Annotated in this window: 19 protein-coding genes; 9 read left to right on the forward strand and 10 right to left on the reverse strand. The window is 71.0% G+C overall.

The features are described from left to right. Positions 1–14: 14 nt before the first annotated feature. The gene (locus AC16DP_RS02575) at positions 15–1031 is read left to right on the forward strand and encodes a glycosyltransferase (protein WP_329731680.1); all 1017 of its coding nucleotides are present in this window, start codon (positions 15–17) and stop codon (positions 1029–1031) included. 6 nt (positions 1032–1037) lie between these two features. On the opposite strand, the gene AC16DP_RS02580 is transcribed toward AC16DP_RS02575, so the two are convergent. Then, complete coding sequence (locus tag AC16DP_RS02580) at positions 1038–1751, reverse strand: hypothetical protein (protein ID WP_329731681.1); 714 nt, start codon at positions 1749–1751, stop codon at positions 1038–1040. A 107-nt stretch (positions 1752–1858) separates the two neighbouring features. Between AC16DP_RS02580 and AC16DP_RS02585 the strand changes: the two genes are divergently transcribed. Continuing rightward, positions 1859–3463: a S28 family serine protease gene (locus AC16DP_RS02585; protein ID WP_329731682.1), complete on the forward strand. Its 1605-nt coding sequence runs from the start codon at positions 1859–1861 to the stop codon at positions 3461–3463. Between the two features lie 52 nt (positions 3464–3515). Here the strand turns inward: AC16DP_RS02585 and AC16DP_RS02590 are convergent, their stop codons facing one another. The 6 genes from AC16DP_RS02590 to AC16DP_RS02615 form a co-directional block, all read right to left on the reverse strand. After that, positions 3516–4430 carry an RluA family pseudouridine synthase gene (locus tag AC16DP_RS02590; RefSeq protein WP_329731683.1) on the reverse strand — a complete coding sequence of 305 codons (915 nt, stop codon included), beginning with the start codon at positions 4428–4430 and terminating at the stop codon, positions 3516–3518. Between the two features lie 12 nt (positions 4431–4442). Then, the gene (locus AC16DP_RS02595) at positions 4443–5123 is read right to left on the reverse strand and encodes a hypothetical protein (RefSeq protein ID WP_329731684.1); all 681 of its coding nucleotides are present in this window, start codon (positions 5121–5123) and stop codon (positions 4443–4445) included. Continuing rightward, positions 5117–6178: a TadE/TadG family type IV pilus assembly protein gene (locus AC16DP_RS02600; RefSeq protein ID WP_329731685.1), complete on the reverse strand. Its 1062-nt coding sequence runs from the start codon at positions 6176–6178 to the stop codon at positions 5117–5119. The genes AC16DP_RS02595 and AC16DP_RS02600 overlap by 7 nt, the downstream gene beginning before the upstream one ends. Next, positions 6178–7665, reverse strand: coding sequence for a pilus assembly protein TadG-related protein (locus AC16DP_RS02605; RefSeq protein WP_329731686.1), 1488 nt, complete (start codon positions 7663–7665; stop codon positions 6178–6180). Before AC16DP_RS02605 ends, AC16DP_RS02600 begins: the two co-directional genes overlap by 1 nt. Then, positions 7662–8420: a TadE/TadG family type IV pilus assembly protein gene (locus AC16DP_RS02610; protein WP_329731687.1), complete on the reverse strand. Its 759-nt coding sequence runs from the start codon at positions 8418–8420 to the stop codon at positions 7662–7664. Before AC16DP_RS02610 ends, AC16DP_RS02605 begins: the two co-directional genes overlap by 4 nt. Before the next feature lie 102 nt (positions 8421–8522). Further along, positions 8523–9470 carry a C39 family peptidase gene (locus AC16DP_RS02615; protein WP_329731688.1) on the reverse strand — a complete coding sequence of 316 codons (948 nt, stop codon included), beginning with the start codon at positions 9468–9470 and terminating at the stop codon, positions 8523–8525. Positions 9471–9603: 133 nt separating this feature from the next. Between AC16DP_RS02615 and AC16DP_RS02620 the strand changes: the two genes are divergently transcribed. The 3 genes from AC16DP_RS02620 (at position 9604) to AC16DP_RS02630 (ending at position 15785) form a co-directional block, all read left to right on the forward strand. Next, positions 9604–12360 (forward strand): serine/threonine-protein kinase, encoded by a 2757-nt coding sequence (locus AC16DP_RS02620; RefSeq protein ID WP_329731689.1) that lies wholly within the window; start codon positions 9604–9606, stop codon positions 12358–12360. A 69-nt stretch (positions 12361–12429) separates the two neighbouring features. Continuing rightward, entirely contained in the window at positions 12430–13755 is a 1326-nt protein-coding gene (locus tag AC16DP_RS02625; RefSeq protein ID WP_414640771.1) for a sigma 54-interacting transcriptional regulator, read from the forward strand. Positions 13756–13970: 215 nt separating this feature from the next. Next, positions 13971–15785, forward strand: a complete 1815-nt coding sequence (locus AC16DP_RS02630) for a M4 family metallopeptidase (RefSeq protein WP_329731690.1) — start codon at positions 13971–13973, stop codon at positions 15783–15785. Positions 15786–15794: 9 nt separating this feature from the next. Here AC16DP_RS02630 and AC16DP_RS02635 read toward each other — a convergent pair whose 3' ends face one another. Then, positions 15795–17432 carry a methyl-accepting chemotaxis protein gene (locus AC16DP_RS02635; RefSeq protein ID WP_329731691.1) on the reverse strand — a complete coding sequence of 546 codons (1638 nt, stop codon included), beginning with the start codon at positions 17430–17432 and terminating at the stop codon, positions 15795–15797. A 5-nt stretch (positions 17433–17437) separates the two neighbouring features. Continuing rightward, positions 17438–18220 carry a phosphate ABC transporter substrate-binding protein gene (locus AC16DP_RS02640; protein ID WP_329731692.1) on the reverse strand — a complete coding sequence of 261 codons (783 nt, stop codon included), beginning with the start codon at positions 18218–18220 and terminating at the stop codon, positions 17438–17440. Positions 18221–18447: 227 nt separating this feature from the next. Here AC16DP_RS02640 and AC16DP_RS02645 point away from each other — a divergent pair, with 227 nt between their 5' ends. Then, the gene (locus tag AC16DP_RS02645; RefSeq protein ID WP_329731693.1) at positions 18448–19707 is read left to right on the forward strand and encodes a macrolide family glycosyltransferase; all 1260 of its coding nucleotides are present in this window, start codon (positions 18448–18450) and stop codon (positions 19705–19707) included. On the opposite strand, the gene AC16DP_RS02650 is transcribed toward AC16DP_RS02645, so the two are convergent. Next, positions 19692–22157 carry a beta-glucosidase H gene (locus tag AC16DP_RS02650; protein WP_329731694.1) on the reverse strand — a complete coding sequence of 822 codons (2466 nt, stop codon included), beginning with the start codon at positions 22155–22157 and terminating at the stop codon, positions 19692–19694. The genes AC16DP_RS02645 and AC16DP_RS02650 overlap by 16 nt on opposite strands. Positions 22158–22308: 151 nt before the next feature. On the opposite strand from AC16DP_RS02650, the gene AC16DP_RS02655 reads away from it, so the two are divergent. The 3 genes from AC16DP_RS02655 to AC16DP_RS02665 are packed head-to-tail and all read left to right on the forward strand — an operon-like array spanning position 22309 to position 26433. Next, on the forward strand, positions 22309–22875 hold the full coding sequence (locus AC16DP_RS02655; protein WP_329731695.1) for a DUF2378 family protein: 567 nt from the start codon (positions 22309–22311) through the stop codon (positions 22873–22875). Positions 22876–22908: 33 nt separating this feature from the next. After that, entirely contained in the window at positions 22909–24495 is a 1587-nt protein-coding gene (locus AC16DP_RS02660) for a DEAD/DEAH box helicase (RefSeq protein ID WP_329731696.1), read from the forward strand. A gap of 15 nt (positions 24496–24510) precedes the next feature. Further along, positions 24511–26433, forward strand: a complete 1923-nt coding sequence (locus AC16DP_RS02665) for an ATP-binding protein (protein ID WP_329731697.1) — start codon at positions 24511–24513, stop codon at positions 26431–26433. Positions 26434–26613 lie beyond the last annotated feature (180 nt).

The following is a 26613-nucleotide window of genomic DNA, read 5'->3' on the forward strand; positions in this document are numbered from 1 at the left end:
GCAGTCTACACAGGATGCCGCCTCCGGTCGTCACCGTCCTCCTGCCCGCCCGCAACGCCGAGCGCACCGTGGCCCGCGCCGTGGAGAGCCTGCTCGAAGGGACTCTGCGTGAAATCCGGGTGCTCGCGGTGGACGACGGCTCGACGGACGGGACGCGCGCGGTGCTGGACGGGCTGGCGGAGCGGGACGCCCGGGTGGAGGTGCTGGAGGGGGGCGGCCGGGGGCTGGTGGCCGCGCTCAACCTCGCCCTCTCCCATGCCACCTCGCCCTACGTGGCGCGGATGGACGCGGACGACGAGGCGCTGCCCCGGCGCCTGGAGGCGAGCGTCGCGGCCCTGGAAGCGGACCCGGGCCTGGGAGGCGTGGGCACGGGCGTGGAGATGTTCCGGGAGGATCAGCCGGTGAGCCCGTCGATGAGGGACTACGCGGCGTGGCTCAACGGGCTCACCACGCCCGAGCGGCTGTACCGCGAGCGCTTCGTGGAGAGCCCCATCTGCCACCCCTCGGTGTGCCTGCGGCGGGAGGCGGTGGTGGCGGCGGGAGGATGGGAGCACGGCGACTTCCCGGAGGACTATGACCTGTGGCTGAAGCTGATGCACCGGGGCCACGGGATGCACAACCTGCCCGAGGTGCTGCTGCGCTGGAGGGACGGCACGGAGCGGCTGACGCGCACGGACCCGAGGTATGCGCACAAACGATTCATCTGGGTGAAGGCGCGCTACCTGGCACGAAGCCGGGAGGTGGGGAGCAGGCCGCTGACGGTGTGGGGAACGGGACCGGGAGGGCTCACGCTCACGCGCTTCCTGCTGGCGGAGGGAGCGCGGGTGGAGCGCTTCATCGACGTGCACCCGCGCAAGGTGGGCACGCGCATCCACGGGATTCCGGTGGACGCACCGGAGTCGCTGGGAGCGCCGCCCGAGGACACGCACCTCATCGCGGCGGTGGGCGTGCGCGGCATCCGCGATGAGATTCGAGCGGCCCTCACCGCGCTCGGCTGGGTGGAGGGCGTGCACTTCACCTGCGCCGCGTGAAGCGGCCTATGTCTTCTTCAGCCAGACCCGCAGGGGACCGATGGGCTCGAAGCCCAGCGCACACCACGCGGCCAGCTCGTCACCGTGCTCGTACCCCACGAGGGGCAGGCCCGGGAACGCGGCCAGGAGTTGCCCGAGCAGCTCCGCGCGCAGCACTTCGGCCCGTGACTCCGCGAAGAACGTGTTCGACAGGCTCACGACCCCGTCGGCGCGATAGGCGATGGCTCCGGCGACGAGGGTGTCCTCGTGGTACGCGGCGAGGATCTTCACGTCCAAGTCCTCGAGCAGGCCGGGACGGAACACGGCGTGCGAGGGACTCGGCTGACCCCTCCAGGCCGCCTCCCACGCGGTCAGTGCGGCCATGTCGCGGATCTCAACCCAGCGCGCACCGCCAGTGCGGGTGGGAGCCATTCTCTCCGGGGAATAGTGGAGCCACTGCGCGGAGAACAGCTCCTCGAAGCCCAGCGGTGCGAGGTCGAGCGCCGCGAAGCTGTCCTTGACGCCCCAGCGCCCCGGCAGCTCGAGCGCGGAGATCGCCTCCAGTTGCCGGGTCTGTCCCTCCGGCGTGAGCGTGACGACGTTGGGATAGAACGGTGGCACCTGGGCGCGGTTGAGCCACAGCGCATCGGTGAGCTCGCCTGGGTGCCCATGAGTACGGCACACCGCATCGCACCATCGCGCGTTGTTGAAGGCCGCCGCGATTACCGTGTTTCGAGACATGAGACGATCCTAGACGACTCCCGTGTCACCGGTGATGTCCGAGCCATGCGGTACCATCGCGCAGGCAACCCCACGCACGGGGCCTGCTCCCATCCCCAGAGGAGTCCATGCGCTACACCGACCGTGTCACCCGGTCCCTTTTCCTTGTGCCCTCCCTCCTGCTCCTGCTCACCCTGGGAGCCTGCGGCGACAACCCCAAGCCCACCCCGGATGCGGGCGTCGGTGACGCCGGCACGGAGCAACCAGACTCCGGCACGGAGCTGCCGGACGCTGGCACGGGGCAATCCGACGGCGGCACGAATCAATGTGGCACTGGCCTCCTGCCGTTCGTGGAGGCGGTGGCGGACAAGGCCTTCCTGCAGGACACGTCGGTGGACATCCTGGAGCGGCTGCGCGCCATCCCCGGGCTCACCGTTCAGGAGAACCCCAACGGAGCGCGCGTCCCCGCCGGCTACCGCTTCTTCATCATGCAGTACGACCAGCCGGCCGATCATTCCCACCCGGAGTGCCAGCGCTTCCAGCAGCGCCTGACGTTGCTGCACACGTCGGACACGGCGCCCATGGTGCTCTACACCGGTGGCTACTACGTCTCCACGGGCACGGTCCGGCGCGAGCTGACCTCGCTGCTGAGCGCCAACCAGCTCTCCGTCGAGCACCGCTTCTTCCCGCCGAGCCGCCCCGAGCCCGCGGACTGGAGCCTGCTGACCCTCGAGCAGTCCGCCGCGGACTTCCACCGCATCGTCCAGGCCTTCAAGCCCCTCTATGGTGGCCGCTGGCTGTCCACGGGGGCCAGCAAGGGCGGTGAGACGATGGTGTTCTTCCGGCGCTTCTACCCGAACGACGTGGACGCGACGGTGGCCTACGTGGCGCCCTTCGCGCGCAAGGATGACGCGCGCTTCCCCGCCTTCATGCATGCCGTGGGTGGCGACGCCCAGGCCTCCTGCCGCGAGCGCATCCACACCTTCCAGCGCACGGTGCTGGGGCGCCGCGAGGAGATGCTCGGGCTGTTGCGCACCTACGCGCAGAACAACGGGCTGACGTTCACACAGCTCGGCTTCGAGCGGGCGCTGGAGCATGCCGTCCTCGAGACCTACTTCGGCTTCTGGCAGTACAACTCCCCGGCCAACTGCGACCTCTTCCCGGGGAGCGAGGCGACGGGCGCGGAGCTGCTGGACGTGATGAACTCCATGGTGGGTCTGGCCACGTTCGCCGATAACGGTTCCAGCGGCCTCGGCTACTACGCGGCCTATTACTACCAGGCGTCGGTGGAGCTGGGCTGGCCCGGGGCGTACGACGACTTCCTCGGCGACCTCATCCACTTCCCGGACACGGACATCGCGCCGGTCTATGCACCGCCCGGCCTGCCGCTCGTCTTCCGCGATTCCGCCATGCAGGACATCCAGGACTGGGTGTCCACGCAGGGCGAGCGGTTGATGTTCATCTACGGCGAGCTCGATCCCTGGAGCGCGGCGGCCGTCTCGCTGGGCGGCGCCAGGGACTCCTACCTGTACACGGTGCCGGGCGGAAACCATGGCAGCAACATCAGCAGGCTTCCCGAGCTCCAGTTCTCCGAGGCCGTCGGGACGGTGCGCCGCTGGGCGGGGCTCCCCACCGTCGGGCTGAAGAGCACGCTCCCGGCCCGGGTGGAGCCCCAGTTCGATGAGTTCGCCCCCCACCTCCCGCCGCGCCTGCGTCAGCGCACCACACCGTAGCGGGCCGGACGGAGGAAGCTCACCCCCAGGAGGGCCTGGCCCCCCCGGGCCTTCATCGCCCGGTGATACCCGCCGCCGCGAAGAAGCGAGCGAGATCCTCGGGAATGGGCGCCTCGAACCGCACGGGGGCGCCCGTGCGCGGGTGTCCCAGCTCCAGCGCCTGGGCATGCAGCAGGCAGCGCGGGGCCTCGATTCCTCCCGCCCGCGAGGCGCCGCCGTAACGCTTGTCCCCGAGGATGGGTGCCCCCAGCGCCGTCAGGTGCGCGCGCAGCTGATGGGTCCGCCCCGTCCGCGGCAGCAGCTCCACCAGGCAGAAGTCCGGCCCCGCGTGCAGCACCCGGTACTCGGTGAGCGCGGGAATCCCATTCGCCGCGCGGGTGGCCCGCCAGCGTCCCGGCCGCGACGGATCCTTCGACAGCGGCAGATCAATCGTGCCCTGGGCCGGCAGCGGCACCGGCCCCACCGCCGCCAGGTAGCGCTTGCGTGCCCGGCCCTCGCGGAACTCCTCCGCCAGCGCCGTGGTCGCCTGGGGCGTCTTCCCGAACACCGTCACCCCGGACGTCTCCCTGTCCAACCGGTGCACCAGGCCCGCGGGCCGCTTCAGGTACTCGCCCACCCGGTCCACCAGGCTGTCCCCCACCCGCCCCTCCGTGGGCTGCGCCGTCATGCCCGCCGGCTTGTCCACCGCGATGATGTCCGCGTCCTCGTGGAGTATCCGCAACGTGGGCGCGGAGGCCGGCGGCGCCGCGAGCGGGCTCTGTCCGCCCTCCTCCAGCACCACCGTCACCACCTGCCCCGCCGTCAGCCGCGTCCCCGCGTCCCGGCTCCGGCGCCCGGCCACGTACACCGCTCCCACGCCCACCAGGCGCTCCGCCTCCTCGCGAGGCACGCCCAGCTCCTCCGCCAGCGCCTCACCCAGGGGACGGCCCGTGTGGGCGGCTTCGACTCGGAAGGTGCGGCGCTTCATGGGCGCGAGTCCCTACCGCGTTTCCGGCTCGGGCTCCAGCGGAGGCAGCGCTCCAGCCGTCTTGAGGAAGAGGACGACCTGGACCCAGCCCCCCTCCTGCGAGAGCGACAACCGGAGCTCCTGCGCCTGGCGCTGGAAGACCTGGGGGGACTCCTCCTTGAATCCGGAGCGCGTGAGCTGCTCCCGGTACCAGCCTCGCACGTCGGCCTCCTTGCCGGGGGCCCGGTAGGTGAGCGTCCGTGCGCCCTCGAGATCCGCGGAGAGGACATTCATGGCCCCGGCGTACACGGGCGGGAACCGCGGAGGAGCGGCGGGCTTCGCCTCCCCCAGCCGCGCCTGGCCGAGCACCACCGTGGTCAGCCCTCCGGGCTCGGGCGTGAGGATGACGGTGTACGAGGTGAAGGTCCGCGTATCCAGCGCGGTGAGGTGGGGCTCGGCGGCGAGCCGGGGCTGCTGGCGCTGGACGTAGAAGCCCGCGTCGTCGAAGGCGGTGGCGAAGTACTGGAGGAGCCGCTCCAGCTTCTCCTTGGAGGTGTAGACCTGGATGCGGACGGGGATGCCGCCCACGTTCATCGTGTCCGGCACGTCCACCACGGACACCAGCCCGGGCACCGTCCACTGGAAGGGCTCGCGGGACGCCTGCGCGGGCGCCGCCGCCAGCATCAGCTTCAGCACCAGCAGGCAGCTCAGCATTCCGGCAACCCCAGGAAGCACGTGTTGGACGGGCGGCGCTTGGGCGATGGCTCGTGGTCCACGCCACCGGTGTTCCTCGGCCGATCCACCTCGTCCTGGGACTCGCCGCGCGGGGTATCCAGCTCGACGTAGTCGTCCTCCTCGCCGCGGTAGCTCATGAAGAAGCCGCTCTCGTCGATGGGGCTCTCGCCGACGAAGAACTCGGCGAACTTCGTGGCATCGCGGCCGGCGGAGCGCCCGTTGGCGTCGAACACCTTCATGGCCGCGTAATAGAAGGCCCGGTTCTCCGCGCAGGGGACGTTCGGCTGCTCGGGCTGGAGGGGGCAGTGCCCGCTCACCTCGGGATCCGAGAAGCCGAAGTCTCCCAGGAGGATGCCGTAACGCCCCTGGCAGCGGCCTCCCACGGCGCGGCCCGTGGCACACGCCTTCATCTTCAGCAACGTGGAGTGCTTCTCCCGGAAGAAGCCGCCCTCCCCTTCCAGGAAGGACCTGGGCAACGAGGGCAGCCCCTCCAGGTGGGCCTCGGCGGAGCAGCTGATGCCGCCCACGTTCTCGTAGATGCCATCGAGCACGCTGTCCGTGGGCTCTCCCACGTCCTGTCCGGGCGGGTAGGTGCCCCAGTTGCCGGGCCGCGGCTCCCGCAGCGCGGGGCGCCGGCTCCGGGGAAGATCGAACTCCACGTCCTCGTCCCGGGCGCACCGCACCCGCATGTCCTCTACCCGGGTGAAGACCTGGGTGATGTGCGTACGGGGGCTCGCGAAGGAGCTGCGTCCGTCGAAGTCGCGGTAGCGCTCCTGGGCATTGGCCATCACCCGCGGGGCGATGGAGGAGAAGGCCCCGAAGTCGCTCACGTGATCGCGCTGCTCCAGCATCCGGTGCACCCGGAACGCGGTGCTGTCCCAGAGCGGGGAGACGGCCGCCTCGTGCACCTTGAGCGACAGGTAGCCCACCTCGGCGAAGTGGATGCCGAACATCACCACGGTGACGAAGACGAGCAGGCCCAGCGCCAGCTCCAGCGTGGACTGCCCTCGCGCGTCATGCCGGAAGGCCCGCATCAGTGCACTCCCTTGTAGCCCGCCGAGATGAGCTGACGGTAGGCCTCGGCCGCGGGGCCTCCCACGGTGTCCGGGATGTCGGTGCCACCGCGCCGCAGGTCTCCCCCGCTGTCGATGTCCGCGGCCACGAGCGTGGCGCGCCAGAAGGGATTCCAGAGGTTGGGCGGCTCGTTCCAGCGTCCGCGCCGGTGGTAGTAGGCCAGCCCGGTGGCGAGCGCGTTCTGCACGCTGATGTCCGTGCCATCCCCCAGGACGATGCCGTGGCTGTCGAACGTGCGGACGCCCTCGGGGGTGAAGTGGAAGCGGAAGAGGAGGTTCCATGGATCGCTCCGCAAACCCCGCACCTTGTAGTCCCGCTGGGCGAGCGCGAAGAGCTTCGGCTGGGCCCAGAGGTTGCCGTTCGAGTCGTCGGCCGTGTTGTACGTCATGCCTCCGATGAAGGTGCTCGGGCAGTAGATGCGGGGCCAGCACGACAGGAGCGTGTGCCGGTACTGCTTCTCCATCCCCGGATCCTCCGATCCGAGCACGGGCGAGGTGGGCGTCCACCAGTGGTTGTCGGTGCCATCCTCGAGGTCGGTGGCCTTCACGCCGGCCGTGGCCCTCACGCGGAAGGGAGCGCAGCCGGGGAAGGTGACCTCCACCAGGGCATGGTCCTCGGCCCAGGTGAACCAGGCCTTGTCCGCGCGCCCGCCGTGCCCGAGCGCCGAGCCCCAATAGGCGCTGCCGCCACCATTGACGATGCGCGCCCGGCCTCCCGCCGCGCCCAGCGCCCCCAGGATGCCCCGGTCCCCCGTGAAGGCCGGCACGCCCTGGCGGCGGGTGGTGAAGATGTAGCCGCGGGTGGCCATGGCCATGTCCAGGGCGTGGCCGCTGCCCCCGGAGGTGGCGTGGATCAGCTCGTTCACGGACACCTGCGTCGGTCCCGCGCGCAGCTCCTGGCTGTACGGGCTGCCCTTGCTCGCCAGCGACGCCAGCTGCGCGACGAACGAGGCATCCCCTCCGGCGACCGCCTGCTGCAGCCGGCCGAACATCTCCCCCTGCATGCGCCCCAGGTGTCCGCCGATCAGCTGGATGTTGTAGGCCTGCACGCCGGCCCGGGCATCCAGCTCGTGCCACTTCTGCTCAATGGCCGCGTTCTGCTCGTCCAGGGCCACCAGGGCCTCGGCGGCGGCGGGACACCCCTGCGCGGCCATGCGGGCGGCGTTGAGGTTGGCGCGCATCATGCTGGTCCAGCTGGTGAGGCTCAGCACTCCGGACATGGCCACCAGGTGGCCCGTCTGGGCGCGGCGCATGAGGGCGATGCTGTTGAAGGTGCGCGCGGTGGCCACCGCGCTGCTGTAGGCGGCCAGGTCCGCCACGCTCTGCGTCTCCATCTTCTCGCGCACCTTCATGGAGAACGAGAGCGTGAGACACACCATGACGGTGACCAGCAGCATCGTCAGGCTGAAGAGCACCAACGCCTGGCCTCGAGCGCGGGGGAAGCTCATAGGCCCTCCGGAGTCAGGGGGCAGTTCTGCGTCGCGAAGTAGCGCGGGCGCGCGGGCGTCATCATCCGCATGGCGTAGCTGGCCTGGAGCGGAAAGACGTAGTCCTGGCGCGTGGCGCGCTCGAGCATCTCCTCGCGGATGGCCACGTCGAGCGAGGGAGGCGCCCGGCCACCCCACCGCGCGGTGCGGACCGGGATGAGCGGATCCGTGGACGAGTACTCCCGCAGCCCGAGCTGGGCCAGGAACATCCGCCCCAGCACCCAATTGGCGAAGGGGATGCGCATGGGGAACCAGAAGACGAGCCGCGCCTCCAGCCGCACCACGTCCTCCACGCCGCCGTAGCGGTTGACGTCGTCGAAGGACTCCTCCTCGTTGCCGGGGATGGAGCCGCGCAACGGCCGCTCACGGGCAATCCACACGATGGCGCCCGAGTGCCCCGAGTCACGTCCGGGGTGGTAGCGGTTGTCCCGGTGGTTGCGGAAGGCCCCCCCGAGCGCCGCCGGCGAGTCCGTCCGGGCGAACGTGGGCAGCAGCACCCCGATGGCCGCGTGCGTCATCGCCTCGCAGTCCCCGTGCTTGACGCTGCCCGTGCGCACGGCGCGGAACGCCGCGTACTCCGTCAGCGTCCGCGCCTGCAGCAGCAGGAAGAGCTGCAACGTCCCCAGCAGCAGGAAGATCGTCAACGGCAGGGTGAGCGCCGCCTCGACCGTCGCCTGGCCAGACTCTCCGACCCTGGTGCGGTCCCTGCGACTCATGGCGGCGTACCCTGCGCCCTCCCTCGTTCCGAAATCCATACGACATCCAGACGAAACCGTGAAACCGGTTTTTCAGGAATGTGAAATGGATTTCAGTCCGGCTCAGGAGGACTCGCGGCCGAAGCGCCAGGACATGGAGCCACCGCCCGGCGTATTGCCGAGCGCCTCCGCGTTCTTCACGGACTCCTGGGCCAGCACGGGCGCGGGCTCCGGGGTCTGCGCGTTCTCCAGGAGGAGCACGCCGCCGGACTGGTGGGCGTTGCGCCCGGTGTCGATGGCCTTGTTCAGCTCCTCGCCCTTCACGAAGTAGCTGGAGGCGCTGCCCGGGTCCTTCACCATGAAGCGGCCCTGGTCGTCCATGCCGTCGATGACGACCCAGTGCGCCTTGCCGGGCGCCTGCGCGCTCCCCTTGGTGGAGATCTCATTGGAGTCCACCATGGCCACGGCCTTGCCACCGCTCTTCAGGGTGCCCTCCAGCGCGTTCTTGTCGACGCGGGTGTTGCCGCCCTTCACCTTGATGCCCTCGTTGGCCAGCATGTTGGCCATCTCCTTGGGCGTGGTGCCATCCTTGGTGCCGTAGCGCGAGCCCAGCTCGTCCATCAGCTGCTCGCCGGACACCGCCTCCTTGCCGCCCTTGGCCTTGGTCAGCATGGCCGCCGCCGCCGCGCCGCAGTTGTCGTCCTCGGTCTGCTGGAGCACCGGCGTGGCGCTGGACCACTTGCCCTTCTCGAACTGGTCCCCGGCCACCACGTTGCGCGACTCGTTGACCGAGTTGGCCAGCTCCTTCAGGGACTTCGTCTCCACCGGCGCCAGCTGCTCCAGCTCGGGGGCGATCGCCTGCACCACCTCGGCGAACTTCGCCTCCCACTCCTTCTGCACCTTGCACACCTGCTCGAAGAGATCGCGGCTCCCCGGCACGAACGGGGCGGGGGTGTTGGCCGGCGCGGTCGGAGTCGTGGGCGACGTGGGAGCCTGGACACGGCTCTGCGAGGGAAGCTCCAGCGCCCGGCTCAGGGCGTTACCCAGCATCGAGGACAGTTTCACGCTCATCTCGCATCCCACCTGATTTGGAAAATCGCGAATCTTGCGTATTTATCGGCGCGCGCCGTCCGAAGTTTCTTCGGACAGCGCACAATGTAGTCTTTTTCCACAGAAACCGTCCAGTTAGAATGTCCTGCATCCCATGAGAGACCCGAAGAGCCGGAGCAAGGGGAAGGGCACGCGCGAGTCCGCGCCGAACACGGGCAGGTCCCGGTCCCAGCGGGGCCGGGCGCCGGAGGACGTGCCTCCCGTCTCCCAGGTGGGGCGCTACCTCCTGTTGGAGCGGCTCGGCCAGGGCGGCATGGGGGTGGTGTACGCGGCGTTCGATCCGGATCTGGACCGGAAGGTGGCCCTCAAGCTGTTGCAGCCGTCGGACGGGCAGTCGGCGTCGGAGACGGCACGGGCCCGGCTGCTGCGCGAGGCCCAGGCCATGGCCCGGGTGTCCCATCCCAACGTCATCCCCATCTTCGACGTGGGGGTGTGGGGGGAGCAGGTGTTCCTCGCCATGGAGTTGGCGGACGGGGGCACGCTGAGCGGCTGGTTGGAGGAGGAGCACTCCTGGCGCGAGGTGCTGGAGCGCTTCCTGGCGGCGGGCCGGGGGTTGCAGGCGGCCCACGAGGCGGGGCTGGTGCACCGCGACTTCAAGCCGGCCAACGTGCTGGTGAGCCGGGCGGGCCGCGTGTACGTCACGGACTTCGGCCTGGCGCTCCAGGTGGGGGCGCCTCCCCAGGAGGACGACGCCCTGTCCGAGGAGGCCCGGGAGCTGATGGCGCCCGAGCGCCGGATGCTGGAGGCCAACCTCACCCAGACGGGCGTGGTGCTGGGCACGCCCAACTACATGTCCCCGGAGCAGTACCAGGGGCGCGAGGTGGACGCGCGCTCGGATCAATTCAGCTTCTGCGCGGCGCTGTACTGGGGCCTCTACCGCAAGCGCGCCTTCGAGACCTCGCGCATGCGGGCGTTCGCCACGTCGCGCTCGCAGCCGGATGCGTCGGCGCGCACCGAGCCCATGGAGCCGGAGCCGATCCCCACGGATCTCATCCAGGAGCCGCCGCGCGACAAGAAGGTGCCGGCGTGGGTGAAGCAGGCGCTGATGCGCGGGCTGGCGCTGGAGCCCTCGGCGCGCTTCCCGTCGATGAAGGCGCTGCTGGAGGCGCTGTCGCAGGAGCAGCGGCGGGTGAAGCGGCAGCGGTGGGTGGCGGCGGCGTGCACGGCGGCGGTGGGGCTGGCGGTGGTGGCGGGCACGGCGTACCGGCAGACCCGGCTGTGCACGGGCGCGGGCGAGCTGATGGCCGGAGTGTGGGAGCCGGCGGCGAAGGGCAGGCTGGAGGCGGCCTTCCTCGCCACGAAGCGGCCCTTCGCGAAGGAGACGGCGGCGCGCGTGTCGGGGGTGCTGGAGGAGTACGCGGCCGCGTGGACCCGGCAGCGCACCGAGGCGTGCGAGGCCACGCGCGTGCACGGGACGCAGCCCGAGGAGCTGCTGTCGCGGCGCGTGGTGTGCCTGGAGCGGCGGCGCAAGGACCTGGGGGCGCTGGTGACGCTGCTGTCCGAGGCGGATGGGCCCCTGGTGGAGAAGGCGCTGGACGCGGCGCACGCGCTGCCCGCGTTGCAGGAGTGCGCGGACGTGGAGTCGCTCTCCGAGCAGCAGCGGTTGCCGTCGGATCCGGCGAAGCGCGCGGAGATCGCCCGGCTGGAGGAGCGGCTCGCCGAGGTGAAGGCGATGGTGGACGCGGGCCGCTACCCGTTGGCGCTGGAGAAGGCGCGCCAGTGGGAGGCGCCGGTGCTGGCCACCGGGCACCTGCCGCTGGTGGCCGAGCTGCGCTTCCACGTGGGTTGGATTCAGGAGCAGCTGGGGGAATCGGCCGAGGCGTCCAAGCTGCTGTCGCGGGCCGTCTACGACGCCGAGGCGGGACGGGCGGACCGGCTGAAGGTGTCCATCCTCAACAAGCTGCTCTTCGTGGAGGACGGGCAGCGGCACTTCGGACAGGCGGAGGGCTGGGGCGGGCTGGCGGAGGCCACGCTGCAACGCCTGGGGGGAGATCCGTTGCTGGAGAGCGACGTGCGGGTGAACCGGGCCAACCTGGCCATCTCCCAGTCGAAGCTCCCGGAAGCGAAGGCGCTGCTGGAGCAGGCGAGGCAGATCCACGCGAAGGTGCTGCCCTCGGGCCATCCGAAGCGGGCGCGCACCACGTTCCTGCTCGGGCGCGTGATGCGGGACATGGGCGAGTACGCGAAGGCGTTGCCGCTGCTGGAGGAGGCGCTGAAGCAGACGGAGGCCTCGGTGGGCGCGATGCACCCGGACATGGCGCGGCGCCACGTGATGCTGTCCTGGACGCTGCGGGACATGGGCCAGCACGAGAAGGCACTGGAGCATGCGCGCGAGGCGGCCCGCATCCGCGAGGCCACGTTCGGCAAGGACAGCATGCCCACGGCGGAGGCGCTGGACGAGCTGGGCATGTGCCTGCTGGAGCTCGAGCGCTACGACGAGGCGCTGCCCATCTACGAGGCGGCGCTCGCGGCCAAGCGCAAGGCGCTGCCCCCCGAGGACATGCTGCTCCAGCCCTCGTATGACGGCGTGGGCCAGGCGCTGCTGGGCCTGAAGCGGGAGCGGGAGGCGATCGAACCGCTGAAGCAGGCCGTCACCTTCACCGAGGTCCCGCCCGACCTGCTGGCGGTGTCGGGCTTCGCGCTGGCCCGGGCGCTCTGGGTGTCCGGCCAGCAGCCAGAGGCTCGTGCCGAGGCGGCCAGGGCCCGCGAGCGCTTCACGCAGGCCGGACTGGCGCCGAAGGTGTCCGAGGTGGACACCTGGCTGGAGTCGCTGCCGAAGGAGGAGGCGCCCAAGAAGGAGAAGTCCAGGCGCCGCCAGGCGAAGCCCACCCGCCGCCCGACGCGCTTGTAGAAGCGGTGTCCCGAGGACGTGGAGCGTGGTAGCGTCCACTGCGTGGCGGCGCACGAAGATGAAGAGACCCTGGGCGCGACAGTGCCCCTCCACCGTGCCGGTCCAGCACAGCTGCGGTTGAAGCTGCTGGTGCTCTCCGGCCCGGAAGCGGGACGCAGTCATCCGCTCGAGCACGGCGAGTACACGGTGGGCAAGGCCCCCACGTGCGACATCGTCCTGAGTGACAAGACCATCTCGCGGCAGCACCTGAAGCTGCAGGTGCACGAGGAGCACGTGCTCGCGGTGGACCTGGACTCGCGCAACGGCTCCTTCTGCGAGGGGCTGCGCTTCTCCCAGCTGGAGCTGCGCGCGGGCAGCGTCATCACCCTGGGCACCACCGAGCTCAAGGTGGTGCCGGAGGACACGCGGGAGCGCTCGCTGCTGCTCTCGTCGCGCGAGAGCTTCGGCGCCCTGGTGGGCAGCAGCCGGAAGATGCGCGAGGTCTTCACCCTGCTGGAGCGCATGGCGCCCGGCGGCTCGGACGTCCTCATCCAGGGCGAGACGGGCACGGGCAAGGAGCTGTGCGCCGAGGCGCTCCACCAGGAGAGCCCACGCCGCAAGGGGCCCTTCATCATCGTGGACCTGGCGGGCATCGCTCCCTCGCTCATCGAGTCGGAGCTCTTCGGCCACGTGAAGGGCGCCTTCACCGGCGCGCAGTCCGACCGCGCCGGAGCCTTCGAGCGGGCCAGCGGCGGCACCGTCTTCCTGGACGAGGTGGGCGAGCTGCCCTTGGATCTGCAGCCCAGACTGCTGCGCGTGCTGGAGCGCCGGCAGGTGAAGCGGGTGGGCGCCAACGACTACCGCACGGTGGACATGCGCGTGGTGGCGGCGACGCACGTGGACCTGGAGGGCGCGGTGAAGGCGGGCAAGTTCCGCCGGGACTTGTTCCACCGGCTCGCCGTGCTGCGCGTCACCCTGCCCCCCCTGCGCGAGCGGCCCGAGGACATCCCCCTGCTCATCGACACCGTGCTCGGACGGATGGGCAAGCCGCCCAGCACGCTGTCGGCGCAGACGCGCGCCCTGCTCGCCCAGTACCCGTGGCCCGGCAACGTGCGCGAGCTGCGCAACGTGGTGGAGCAGGTGGTGAACCTGGGCGAGGAGGCACTCCCGGAGATGCCCGCGCTCGAGGGAGGCCCGGACGGCGGGCCGCGCACCAGCACGGCCGAGTTGGAGCTGCCCTTCAAGGAGGCCAAGGAGCGCCTCATCGAGGGCTTCGAGCGCGACTACCTCGAGAGCCTCATCGAGCGCTGCGAGGGCAACATCTCCCGGGCCTCGCGCGAGGCCGGCATCGACCGCGTCTACCTGCGCAAGCTGCTGCGCAAGCACGGGCTCGAGGACCGCGACGGCGGCGCCTGAGGTGGGGTGGTGACGGCTGTCACCAGGCCGTGACAGGTGTCATCAGGGGGGAGACCGGTGCGGCGTGGTGACGGCTGTCACCAGCCCCGGGCGGAGTTCGGCGGGCAGCTCGTGTGAATTCAAGGGCTTCGGGTTCGGGCGCCATGACGCGATGCGTTGGCACACAACCTACTCCTCACTGCGCACGAGAACTACTCACGGAAAGAACTCGAGCCATGCAGATCTCCCACCGCCCCCAGAAGCCGTCCGTCGCCTCCACCTCCACGCCCGTCACGCCCCGCGAGCTCCCGGTGGGCTCGCCGAAGAGCCAGGCCTCCCGTACCGCCACGGGCTTCGAGGCGGCGTCGAGCTTCGCGCCCACCCGCAAGGGCACCCAGGTGGCGCTCACCGCGCAGCAGGCCGCCTCGCCCACCACGGGCCCCCTGGCGCTGAACAGCCCGCAGGCGCAAACCGCCATCCAGAAGTCGCTCGAGTTCCTGCAGCAGCAGACGGGCTCGCTGGCCCGCGGCGTGGCGCCCGGCGCCGGCATCTCCCAGGCCGTCACGCCCCGCTCCGTCGAGCGCGACGCGCTGGGCATGACGCACGTGCGCCTGGACCGCACGCACGAGGGCGTGAAGGTGTTCGGCGAGCAGCTCATCAGCCACCTGGATCAACAGGGCAAGGTGGCGGGCCTCACGGGCAACGTCTCCACCATCCCCGCGGGGCTGGGCTCGCAGCCGGTGAAGCTGACGGCCAACGACGCCCTGGCCATCGCGCAGAAGGACTTCGCCGGCCGGACGGACCGCGCGCCCACCGCCGAGCGCGTCATCTACCAGGGCAAGGACGGCAACTACCACTCGGCCTTCCACGTGGAGCTCACGCACACCCAGGGCCTCGAGGGCGACGAGCGCCCCCGGCGGATGAACTACCTGGTGGACGCCAACAGCGGCGGGATGCTCACGAGCTTCAACCAGATGGGCGGCATCGAGCTGCCCCAGGCCCGCGCGGGCGGCTCCACGGGTGGCGCCACGCCCACAGCTCCGGCTCCGGCGCCCGGCAAGCCCACCCCGCCCGCGACGGGCAAGGCGGATGACACCAGCCTCTACAGCGGCAAGGTGGAGCTCTCCACGACGAAGAACGCGGATGGCACGTTCAGCCTGGAGGACGCGAGCCGCGGCAAGGGCGTGGTGACGCTGGACGCGCAGAACAAGGAGCAGGCCACCCGGCCGGTGAAGATCACCGACAAGAACGACGTGTGGGGCGAGGCGGCGGACCCCACGCGCAACCGCGCGGCGGTGGACGCGCACTACGGCGCGCAGATGACGTACGACTTCATGAAGGACGTGCTGGGCCGCGACTCGCTGGACGGCAAGGGCGAGAAGCTGGTGTCCAACGTGCACATCAGCACCCACTTCGTGAACGCGTACTGGGACGGCACGCAGATGAACTACGGCGATGGCGACGGGAAGACGGCCGGCCCGCTCACCACGCTGGACATCGCGGGGCATGAGATCGCCCACGGCCTCACCGAGCGCACCGCGGGCCTCCTCTACGAGGGCGAGTCCGGCGGCCTCAACGAGGCGATGAGCGACATCATCGGCTCGGGCGTGGAGTGGTACGCCTCGCAGAAGAACAAGGCGGTGGAGTTCGACTGGAAGGTGGGCGAGGACGCGTGGACGCCGGCCAACGGCACCGGGGACGCGCTGCGCTACATGGACGACCCGACGAAGGACGGCTACTCCGTGGACCACTACAAGAACTACCCGAAGCAGACCGAGGTCCACGGCTCCAGCGGCATCGCCAACAACGCCTTCTACCTGCTGGCCAACGGCGGGAAGAACCGCACCTCCGGCCTCGAGGTGAAGGACGGCATCGGGATGGAGAAGGGCCTCAAGGTCTTCGCTCGCGCCCTGGAGCACTACATGACGCCGAAGACCACCTTCGCCCAGGCCCGCCAGGCCACGGTGCAGGCCGCCACGGACCTGTACGGCGCCAACTCGGCCGAGGTGAAGAAGGTCCAGGAGAGCTGGACCGCGGTGGGCGTGAACTGAGCGGCACGCTCAGAGCCGGAAGCCGGAGAGGGCCTCGGTCAGCCGGGCCGTCGTGCTGCGCAGCTGCTCGGCGGACTGGCGCATGGCATCCACCGAGGCCACCGCCTTGTCCGTCGTGCGCGACAGCTCGCTCACCGCGGAGAAGATCTGCCCCACGCCCTCGTGCTGTTGCTTCACCACCTTCACGATGCGCCGCAGGCTGCTGCTCGACTCCTGCAACATCCGGGTGAGCTCCTCCAGGCGCTCGCCTCCCGTGCGCACCTGCTCCAGTTCCTCCTCCATCCGCGCGCGGCCCCGTGCGGTGATGGCCACCGTGTTGCGCATGGCCCCACTCGAGCGCCTCAACTGCTCACGCACCGCCACCGTCTCCTTCACCGAGCGGTCCGCCAGCGAGCGGATCTCCACCGCCACCACCCGGAAGCCCTGCCCCTCCTGCCCCGCCCTCGCCGCCTCGATGCCCGCCGACAACGCGAGCACGTGACTCTGCTCGGCCAGGTCCCTCACCGTCTCCGTCAGGGTGGACACCTTCACGCTGTGCTCGGCCAGCTCCACCACGTGCTGGGCGATGGCGTCGAACTGGCCGCGCAGCTCCTGGATGCCCCGCAGGCTCTCGGCCAGCACCTCCATGCCGGAGCGGCCCACCTCGTCGGCCCGCTCGGCCGCGCCCAGCACCCCCTCCGCCTGCCGCTCCGCCACCTCCGACGTCTGGCTGATCTCCTCGGCCACCGCGTTCGTCTGCATCACCGCCGCCGCCTGCCGCTCGATGCTGCGCCCCTGCTCGTCCGCCGCGTGCGCCAGCCGCTCCACCGCCTCGGCCATCTCCTGGCCCGCCTGGCGCACCGCCCGCATCAGCTCGCGCAGCTGCGACACCATCTGCCCGAGGATGCGCGAGAGCTGGCCGATCTCGTCCTCCTCGGGAGTGGCGAGCTGCAGGGACAGGTCCCCCTTCTCCACCTGCCGCGCCGCCGCCACCAGGGCCCGCAGGGGCCGGGTGATGGAGCGCCCCACCGCCGTGAGGAACAGCAGCAGGAAGAGCCCGAGCCCCACATCCACCGCCGCGAGCCACCACCGCTCCCGCGCCAGCGTGCGCGCCGCCTCCAGCTCCATCTCGCTGGAGCGCAGGCGCAGGCTGTTGGCCGCCGCCTCGAGCAGCTCGGCCAGCCGCGCGTACCGGCGCGTGTGGGCCCCCTCCAGGAAGTCCGCGAGCACCCGGCTCCGCTCGGCCCCGGGAGCCGCGAAGACGCTCGCACGCACCGCCCGCGCGTAGCCCTCCCAGGCGTCGCGCGCGTCCTCCACGTACAGGCGCGCGTCCGGCGCATCCGTCACCGACAGCGCCCGCTCGAAGCGCACCTCCACGCCCGCGGCGATCTCCTCCCACTGCCGGACCAGCTGCCGCGCCCCGTCCTCGCTGGAGGGCACGAGCATGAGGTGCAGCACCGCGCGAGCGGCGTGCAGCTCTCCCAGCAGGGCCTGGACCGTGTCGTACGTCTCCGCCTGCAGCTTCAGCTGCCGGTGCACGGGGCCGCCCACCTGGAACCGGTCCAGCGTGGACACCTGGAGCGAGTGGCTCGCCAGGAACACCAGGAGGATGCTGACGAGCAGCAGCGAGAGCTTGTGGCGGACCTTCAGGCGGCGCAGCGGGGACATGACGCTCAGCGCGCCTCCCGGACGGGAATGAAGGACTGGCCGACGATGGCCTGGCCCTCGGGCGACATCACATAGTCGAGGAAGTCCTTGAGCGGCCCCTCGGGCACGCCGCGGGTGGCCAGCACCAGGGGCCGGGACAGCGGATAGTCCGCCGTGCGGATCGCCTCGGGCTCGGGCGCCACGCCCTCCACCGGCACCACCCGGACTCCGTGAACGTCGGACGCCAGCGTGCCCCACGACAGCGCGTGCGGATGCGAGGCCACGTAGGACAGGACCTCCCGCGGGTGCGTGAAGCCATGCGTGGGCGCGAACGAGGCGCCCTCCAGCACGGCCTCCCGGAAGAAGTCCGTCGTGCCCGAGCCGGTGGACAGATGCACCGTCACCAGCTCCACGGGCGCATCCGGGCCGCCCACCTCCTTCCAGTTCTTCACCTGCCCGGTGAAGAAGGCCTTGAGCTGGGCCCGGCTGAGGGTGGGGACCGGGTTGTCCGGGTGGACGTACACCGCGAGCGCGGCGTAGCCGAAGATGACGTAATAGGGGTTCCGGGCCTTCTCCGTGCTCTTCAGCGAGCGCGCCATGCCGCCCAGGTCCGCGCGCCCCTCCATCAGGAGCTTGAAGCCCTCGCCGGAGCCGACGTAGTGCTTCGCCTCGACGGGAGGCCCGCCCCGGCGCACGAAGCCCTCGCTGAGCGGGGACAGGACGGTGTCGCTGATGCTGCCGGAGCCCGCGTAGACGAGGGGCGCGCCGCCCCCGGCCGGCCGCTGGCAGCCTCCGAGGAACAACGCCACCCCGAGCATCCACGCGCGGGAGCCCGCCCGGAAGCGGGCGCCAGGAGTCTGGAGAGTGGAGACGGACAAGACAGCGGAGGAGTGTAGCCAACGGGGACCTGGCGCGGTGCACACGCCGAGTACGGGCGGAGGGCACAGGGCCTGCCCGTTCCCCCGCCTTCCTCGCCCCTACTCACCGTGGCTCGAAAATCACTGCGCGCCCGGGCCCACGTCAGTAGACAGGGCCCATGAAATTCCTCTTCTTTCCCATGCCGGCCCACGGCCACGTCAACCCGATGCTCCCGCTCATCCAGGAGCTGGTCTCCCGGGGGGACGAGGTCGTCGTCTACGTGACGCGCGAGTTCGAAGCGGCCATCCGCCACACCGGTGCCTCGCTCCGGTTGCTCGATGACTCGCTCGGCATTCCCCCCAGCTTCGCGGGGATGCCCGGCCTGGCGGGAGGGAGCGGACAGGCGATGAAGAAGGCCATGCCGCTGCTCATGGGCCTCATGCGCCGGAGCCTGCACGCGACCCCTCGGCTGGTGGAGCAGGCCCGGGCCGAGCAGGCCGACTGCGTCGTCTATGACCCGATGGCCGTCTGGGGCCGCTCCGCCGGCAAGATGCTGGGGCTGCCCGCGGCCATCTTCCAGACGAGCTTCGGGCTGAGCCACTCCCCCACCATCCAGAACGCGATGCGCGCGAACATGAAGGGCCCTCCGCCCCCGAGCGCCCTGCTGGCCATCGGCCGGCTGCTGCTGACGTCCGAGGTGATGCACTGGCGCCACGGAATGCCGCGCATGAATCCCCAGTCGGCGTTCACGAGCGTCGAGGACCTGAACATCATCCCCGTCCCCCGGGCGTACCAGCCGGATGCCGGGAACTTCGACGATCGCTTCCTCTTCGTGGGCCCCTCGGTGCTGCCGCGCAACGACCGGGGAGACTTCCCGCTGGAGCGGCTCGAGGGCAAGCCCGTGCTGCTCATCTCGCTGGGCACCACGCCCATGAACATGCGGCCCGACTTCTACAAGACCTGCTTCGAGGCCTTCCGCGACACGCGCTGGCAGGTGGTGATGGCCTGCGGCAAGGGCCTGGACCCGGCCACGCTCGGACCAGCGCCGTCCAACGTCCTCGTGCGCCAGCACGTGCCCCAGCTCGAGGTGCTCGAGCGCGCCCGCGTCTTCCTCACCCACGGCGGCATGAACTCCACCATGGAGGGCCTCTGGCACGGCGTGCCGCTGGCCGTCTTCCCGCAGTTCGCGGATCAGCCGCTCAACGCCTCGCGTGTGACCGGGCTCGGGCTGGGAACCACGCTCTCGGCCCAGGACGCCCTGGACCCGAAGGCCCTGCGGGAGACCATCGAGCGCCTGGACACGGACCCGGGCTACCGCACGCGCCTCGCGGAGTTCCAGAAGGAACTCCGGGAAGCGGGAGGCCACCGGCGCGCGGCGGATGCGCTCCAGAAGTTCGCCGCCGCCCGCCGGGGAGGCGCGCGTCAGAAGGCGGCCTGAGCCGTCTCCAGGGACCCGATCCAATCGCGCTGGAGGGTGAAGCCGGCGCGGGCGTGGATGTCTCGCGAGGAGCTCCCCACGAGCACCTCGAAGCGGCCCGCCTCGGCGACCCAGGCGGCCCTCGCGTCATCGAAGTACGCGAGCGCCCGCATCCCGAGCGTCAGGGTGACGCTCTTCGTCTCGCCGGGCTCCAGGGCGACCTTGAGGAAGCCCTTCAGCTCCTTCTCGGGGCGCGGCAGGCTCGCCTTCTCGTCGCGCACGTAGAGCTGCACGACCTCCTGCCCCGCGCGCTGCCCGGTGTTCGTCACGTCGAGCGTCACCGTCAGCGTGCCGCCCGGCTCGAGGGCTCCGGTGCTCAGGCGGAGGTTCCCGTACGCGAACGTCGTGTACGCGAGGCCGAAGCCGAACGGGAAGAGCGGGGCGATGTTCTTCGTGTCGTGGTGGCGGTAGCCCATGAAGATGCCCTCGCCGTAGCGCACCCGGCCATTGGCACCGGGGTAGTGGCCATGGGCCGCGTTGTCCTCGAGCCGCACGGGGAAGGACTGCGGGAGCCGGCCGGAGGGCTCGGCGGCGCCGAAGAGCACGTCGGCGATGGCGTTGCCCGCCTCCTGTCCGGGGTACCAGGCCTGCAGCAGGCCGGCGACCGAGTCCAACCACGGCAGGGTGACGGGCGCCCCCGTCTGCAGCACCACCACGGTGTTCGGGTTGGCCTTCGCCACCCGGGAGACGAGCTCGTTCTGGCGGCCCACCAGGTCCATGTGGGGACGATCCACCGCTTCCGTGTCCCACTCGCCGTTGTGGCCGACGAACACCAGGGCCACGTCCGAGTCCGCGGCGAGCCGCACGGCGTGCTCGATGTGCTCGTCACCCAGGGGCCGGGTGACGCCCACGCGCACGGCCCGGATGCCCTCCGCGGGGCTGGCGTACTCGATGGTCACGTCATACGCACGGCCGGCCTGGAGCTCGAGCGTCCCGATGACTTCATCGCTGCCGTTGCCGAAGTAGGTGTCGCCCAGCTTCCACGCGCTCCAGTTGTCCACGACGAGCCGCCCGTCCACGAACAGGCGGCCGAGACCCGCGCTCACCAGGCCGAAGTGGTGCACGCCGTCCTCATCCGGCGTGAAGCGCGTGGACAGGCGCGCGGAGAAGGTGTCGAGGGGGATGCCCGGCGCGGGCTCGTCGAACCACATCACCTCCCCCTGGGACAGGCCGGTGCCCGGTACCCCCTTGCCCGACAGGCCGCGGTTGTCGAAGTACTCGGCGGTGAACGGCTTCTCGAGCAGGGGCAGCAGCTTGTCATTGGCGCAGCCGGCCGCGTACCCGAGCTCGACGCTCCCGCCGAGCCGGGCCTGGAGTCCCTCGGAGGGGGTGACGCGGTAATGCGCGTTGAGCTGCGCGCTGCCACCGCCCATGATCTGCGCGGTCCTGGCGTTCGGGCCGATGAGGGCGATCTTCTTCAGCCGCTTCGGGTCGAGCGGCAGCACCCCTTCGTTCTTCAGCAGCACCGTGCCTTCCGCGCCGGCCCGGCGGATGAGGGCGCGGTGCTCGGGCCGGTCGATGGCCTGCTCCTCCACGGGCGCGGGATGCTCGAAGGCGCCGACGCGGCCGAGGAGGCGCAGCACGCGCCGGGCGCTGTCCTGGATGGCCTCCGCGCTCACCTGTCCCGCGCGGACGGCCTCGAGCAGCTTCTGGCCGCGGTACTTCGCCGGGCCGGGCATCTCCAGGTCGAGGCCCGCGTTCATGGACTCCACGGTGGTGTGCGTGGCGAACCAGTCGGACATGAGCACGCCGTCGAAGCCCCACTCGCGCTTGAGGATGTCCGTCAGCAGGCGACGGTTCTCGCTGGCGAACGTGCCATTGAGCTTGTTGTAGGCGCACATGACGGCCCAGGTGCGCGCCTCCTTCACGGCCGCCTCGAAGGGCAGGAGGTACAGCTCCCGGAGCGCGCGCTCGTCGATGTCGGAGCTGATGGACATGCGCTCGAACTCCGACTCGTTGCCCACGAAGTGCTTGACGGTGGCGCCCACGCCCTGGCTCTGCACGCCCTGGATGTACGCGACGCACACGCGGGCGGAGAGGAACGGGTCCTCGGAGTAGCACTCGAAGTTGCGGCCGTTCTGGGTGGAGCGGTGCAGGTTGACGGTGGGGGCGAGCAGCACGTGGGCGCCCTTGGACTGCGCCTCCTGGGCGATGGCCTGGCCCACCTGCGTGACGAGCGCGGTGTTCCAGGTGGACGCGAGCGAGATGGCCACGGGGAAGGACGCGGCCTTCACGCCCCCCACGAGGCTGCCGCCGCCGCGTGCGCCGTTGGGGCCGTCACTCACCTTGAGGGAGGGAATGCCGAGCCGCTCCACGGGAACGGTCGTCCAGAAGGTGGCTCCGGCCAGCAGGGAGACCTGCTCCTCGAGGGTCATGGCGTTCAGGAGCGTGTCGATGCGCTGCTCGTTCATGGGGCGGGGAGAGTACACGCCCGGGGCCCGGGGCCACACCGCACTGCGTCAGCGACAGCGCGTGCGGACGCGGCGGGCCCCCGGTGGTTTTCGAGCCCGCGCCTGTGCCAGTCTCAGGGGCCGTGTGAAAGCCGCTCCCCCGAGGTGATGCATGCCCACCACCGCCGTCGCCGCTTCACAGCAACCCGCCCCCCGGCGGATGCGTTACGCCCCCCTGGAAGGCCTGCTGCGCAGCCTGGAGATCCACGAGCGCTCCGCCGAGATGGAGGAGCTCGTCCGGCTGAGCGGGGGAACGGACTACGTCCCTTCTGAAATCGCCGTGGAGAACTTCGCCGAGGTGCTCCACTACCTGGCGCGCACCCGCTTCGCGTCCCTGCCCACCGCCGAGGGGCTCTTCCGCGTGGGCGCGTGTCTCTTCGAGGGCTACCGCAAGACGCTGTTGGGGCAGATCCAACTGGCCGCGCTGCACCTGCTCGGGCCGGACCGGTTGATGCGCAAGGTGCCCGAGTTCGTGGGCCGCAGCAGCAACTTCGGCATGCGCACGGTGGAGAAGCTCGGCCCCAACCACTACCGGGTGGACTTCCGGGGCGTGCCCCTGCCCGGCGACTACTACAACGGCATCCTCCATGCCGCCCTGCGCGCCACGGGCGTGAGCTCGCCCCAGAGCACCTGGGAGCAGCTGGGCCCCGAGGACATGACCTTCGATGTACGCTGGTAGCCCCGCGCGCCCGGGCGTGATAGCCCCTGGTGTGTGAGCAACTCCTTCAAGACCCTCGGCCTCTCTCCTGAGACACTCGGTGCGGTGCGGCGCGCCCGTTTCGCCGCCCCCACCCCCATCCAGGCCCAGGCCATCCCCCCGGCGCTCGCCGGGCGCGACGTCATCGGCTGCGCCGCCACCGGCACCGGCAAGACGGCCGCCTACCTGCTGCCCCTCATCGAGCGCTCGGCCGGTGAATCGGGCCCCGTGGCCCTGGTGCTCGCCCCCACGCGCGAGCTGGTGCAGCAGATCGCCCAGGAGGCGGCCTTCTTCGGCGAGCCGCGCGGTGTCACCCAGGCGGTGGTCATCGGCGGCACGGACATGAGCGCCCAGGTGGAGGCGCTGCGCCAGCGGCCCACCCTGCTGCTCGCCACCCCGGGCCGGCTGGCGGACCTCCTCCAGTCGGGCGCGGCCAACCTCTCCGCGGTGCGCATGCTCGTGCTGGACGAGGCGGACCGGATGCTGGAGATGGGCTTCCTGCCCGAGCTCCAGCGCATCCTGGCCGCCCTGCCCCGCGAGCGGCAGACGCTGCTCTTCTCGGCCACGCTCGGCCACAACGTGACGCTCTTCGCCCAGGAGCTGCTGCGCCGGCCCGTCCGGGTGGAAGTCACCCCCAGCGGCACGCCCGCCGCGCGCGCCGTGCAGCGCATGTACGAGGTGGAGGCGGACGAGAAGTACCCGCTGCTGCTCTCCCTGTTGGAGAGGGATCAGCTCAGCGCGCTCGTCTTCACCCGCACCCGGGAGCGCGCCGAGAAGGTGCTGGAGGTCCTCAAGGGCGCGGGCCACAAGGCCTCCCTCATCCACTCGGACCGCACGCAGGGGCAGCGGCGCCAGGCGCTCGAGGGCTTCCGGCGGGGGCAGTACCGCTGCCTGGTGGCCACGGACATCGCCTCGCGAGGGCTGGACGTGGAGGACGTGGGCCACGTCATCAACTTCGACCTGCCCCACGCGCCCGAGGACTACGTGCACCGCATCGGCCGCACGGCGCGGGCCGGGGCCAGCGGGCGGGCCTCCACCTTCGTCACCGAGCGGGACGAGGAGACGGTGCGCGCCATCGAGCGCATCATCCGCATGCCGGTGCCGCGCGCCGAGGTGCCGCGCACGGACGCCGCCTTCCGCGAGGAGCTGGAGACGTTCCGGGCCGAGCAGGGGGACATGGATGACCTGGAGAAGCTCGAGGACCGTCCCCGTCCCCGGGCGCCGGAGAAGGCCCGCGCGCCGGAGAAGGCCCGCGTGGCGAGGGGAGCCAGCCCGCGGCGGGAGGGTCCGGAGCGCCGGGGGGGAGACACCCGCCGGGCGGCCCCGGGACGGAGCCCGGCGCCTCGCCAGGGGAGGGAGGAGGAGGGCGCCCGTCGAGCGAAACCCGCGCGCCGCGTGGAGGGCGCTTTCGGGCGGGAGATGGCCCGGAAGACGAAGGAAGGACGGGGGAAGGCTGCCGGCCCGGGCAGGAGCGGCCCGCGTGGCGCCGGGCGGCCTGGAGGCAAGGCGGGAGGCAAGGCGGGAGGCCGTCAGGGCGGAGCGCGGCGTGGGCCGGCTCCCTCCCCGAGAGGCCGTGGCGGCGGAGGACGGCGGGGCCGTTAGAATGTCGTCCCTGACATGGCGCTCCTTTCCACTCCCGAGACAAGCCAGGAAGTCATCATCCCCCCAGAGCTTCGGGCCAGTGGCTTCTCGGGCACGGAGAGAACGCCGCGCATCCTGCGCTGGCTGGACTTCTTCCTCTCGGAGCCGCTGCGCAACGCGCCCCCCGGGGAGCTCGTCCGTCACCGGGTGCTCGTAGGCGCCGCGTGTTTCATGCTCATGCTCGCCATGCTGTACCTGGTGAGCACGCTGTTCACGCACTACTCCCCCCTCCCCGGCGTCGCGGGCGTGCTGTACGTGTCCATCCTGGTGGCCGCGCGCAGGGCCCGGACGCTCGTGGCTCCCGCGATCATCATGCTGGCCACCCTCACGGTGGGCTTCGTGGGGAGCCTCTTCGCCAACGAGGCGGACCTCAGTGGAGGCGTGCACGCCACCAACCTGCTGCTCCCCGCCTTCGCCGTGTACCTGCTGGGGCCCCGCCGGGCGCTGCCCTTCGTCCTCCTGCTCGCCGTGGTCATGGATGGGCTCTACCCCCTCTACGTCCTGCGGCACGCCGTCCCCCCCGACGCGTCCTTCTCCCTGGCGCGGTTCTGGGTCCGTCACGGCATGGCGGGCATGGCCTTCATCGGCATCTGGGGCATCAGCGCGTTGCACAGCACCGCGCGGGACGCGGCCCACCACTCGCTCGAGCGGGCCTTGCGGAAGCTGCGGGCCAGCGAGCTCAAGCTGAGCAGCATCATCGAGAGCACCGACGACATCGTGGTCGCGATGGACCCCGAGGGCCGCCTGCTCGTGGCCAACTCGGCCATGGAGCGCTTCTTCCGGCGGCTGACCGGCAGGGAGCTGGAGATGGGACAGACGCCCTTCCGCTACTCGAAGCCGGAGCGCATCCAGCTCTGGATGGACCGGCTCGCCCTGGTGCTTGAGGGCCAGCGCCTGCGCTACGAGGAGGCGTATGAGGTGGGAGACGTCCGGATCGTGCTGGACGTCAGCCTCCACCCCATCCTGGCGGAGAATGGCCTGGCCGTGGGGGTGACGCTCTTCGGCCGCGACATCACCCAGCGCAAGGAGGCCGAGACGCGGCTGGGAGAGATGCACCGCACCCTGGTGGATGTGTCGCGCCAGACGGGCATGGCCGAGGTGGCCACCGGCGTGCTCCACAACGTGGGCAACACGCTCAACAGCGTCAACATCTCCACCACGCTCGTCACCGACCGGCTGCGCCGCTCCCGCGTCACGGGCCTGGTCAAGGCCACCGGCCTGCTGCGCGAGCACCTCGCGGATCTCTCCTCCTTCCTCACCCGCGACGCGCGGGGCCAGAAGCTCCCGCCCTATCTCATCGCGGTGTCCGACGAGCTGATGGAGGAGCGGGAGGCGATGCTCAAGGAGATGCAGTCGCTCGCCCAGAGTGTCGAGCACATCAAGTCCATCGTCAGCATGCAGCAGAAGCACGCGCGCTCGGCGGGAGCGGTGGAGCAGGTGGACGTGCCGCAGCTCATCGACGAGGCGCTGCGCCTGCACGCCGTGTCCTTCGAGCGGCTGGCCATCCGCATCGTGCGGGACTACGCGGACGTGCCGCACATCTTCGTGGACCGGCACAAGCTGCTGCAGATCCTCATCAACCTGCTGAGCAACGCGCGGCACGCGCTGGTGGACAGCGCGCAGGAGGACAAGTGCCTGCGCATCCACGTCGAGCGCGCGGGCGGGGGAGAGCAGCTGCGCATCGACGTGACGGACAACGGGGTGGGCATCTCGGCGGAGAACCTGGCGAGGCTGTTCACCCAGGGTTTCACCACGAAGAAGACGGGGCACGGCTTCGGCCTGCACATCAGCGCCCTGGCGGCCGAGGAGATGAAGGGGAAGCTGTCCTGCACCAGCCCGGGCCTCGGCCAGGGCGCCACCTTCACGCTCGAGCTGCCCGTGAAGGGGGAGAACGCCTAGCAACCACCGGACGAGCCGTGGACGGCCGTCGCCCACGGGAGACGGTCGGGGCTTCGCTCCCCACGGGAAGCGCTCCTGGCCAGCGCCTTGCACAGCCCGGGTCCGTCGCTCGCCTGCTGACCTGGAAACCCTGGCGGAAGGAGACCTCCCGCCCGGGCTTGTGGCAGGCCCCACTCCGTT

It is taken from the genome of Archangium sp. (genome assembly GCF_057119385.1).

What these genes read in the sequence shown, in the direction of transcription:
- AC16DP_RS02575 (WP_329731680.1), top strand. Translation starts at nt 15, where the DNA reads ATGCCGCCTCCGGTCGTCACCGTCCTCCTGCCCGCCCGCAACGCCGAG.
- AC16DP_RS02580 (WP_329731681.1), bottom strand. Translation starts at nt 1,751, where the DNA reads ATGTCTCGAAACACGGTAATCGCGGCGGCCTTCAACAACGCGCGATGG.
- AC16DP_RS02585 (WP_329731682.1), top strand. Translation starts at nt 1,859, where the DNA reads ATGCGCTACACCGACCGTGTCACCCGGTCCCTTTTCCTTGTGCCCTCC.
- AC16DP_RS02590 (WP_329731683.1), bottom strand. Translation starts at nt 4,430, where the DNA reads ATGAAGCGCCGCACCTTCCGAGTCGAAGCCGCCCACACGGGCCGTCCC.
- AC16DP_RS02595 (WP_329731684.1), bottom strand. Translation starts at nt 5,123, where the DNA reads ATGCTGAGCTGCCTGCTGGTGCTGAAGCTGATGCTGGCGGCGGCGCCC.
- AC16DP_RS02600 (WP_329731685.1), bottom strand. Translation starts at nt 6,178, where the DNA reads ATGCGGGCCTTCCGGCATGACGCGCGAGGGCAGTCCACGCTGGAGCTG.
- AC16DP_RS02605 (WP_329731686.1), bottom strand. Translation starts at nt 7,665, where the DNA reads ATGAGCTTCCCCCGCGCTCGAGGCCAGGCGTTGGTGCTCTTCAGCCTG.
- AC16DP_RS02610 (WP_329731687.1), bottom strand. Translation starts at nt 8,420, where the DNA reads ATGAGTCGCAGGGACCGCACCAGGGTCGGAGAGTCTGGCCAGGCGACG.
- AC16DP_RS02615 (WP_329731688.1), bottom strand. Translation starts at nt 9,470, where the DNA reads ATGAGCGTGAAACTGTCCTCGATGCTGGGTAACGCCCTGAGCCGGGCG.
- AC16DP_RS02620 (WP_329731689.1), top strand. Translation starts at nt 9,604, where the DNA reads ATGAGAGACCCGAAGAGCCGGAGCAAGGGGAAGGGCACGCGCGAGTCC.
- AC16DP_RS02630 (WP_329731690.1), top strand. Translation starts at nt 13,971, where the DNA reads ATGCAGATCTCCCACCGCCCCCAGAAGCCGTCCGTCGCCTCCACCTCC.
- AC16DP_RS02635 (WP_329731691.1), bottom strand. Translation starts at nt 17,432, where the DNA reads ATGTCCCCGCTGCGCCGCCTGAAGGTCCGCCACAAGCTCTCGCTGCTG.
- AC16DP_RS02645 (WP_329731693.1), top strand. Translation starts at nt 18,448, where the DNA reads ATGAAATTCCTCTTCTTTCCCATGCCGGCCCACGGCCACGTCAACCCG.
- AC16DP_RS02650 (WP_329731694.1), bottom strand. Translation starts at nt 22,157, where the DNA reads ATGAACGAGCAGCGCATCGACACGCTCCTGAACGCCATGACCCTCGAG.
- AC16DP_RS02655 (WP_329731695.1), top strand. Translation starts at nt 22,309, where the DNA reads ATGCCCACCACCGCCGTCGCCGCTTCACAGCAACCCGCCCCCCGGCGG.
- AC16DP_RS02665 (WP_329731697.1), top strand. Translation starts at nt 24,511, where the DNA reads ATGGCGCTCCTTTCCACTCCCGAGACAAGCCAGGAAGTCATCATCCCC.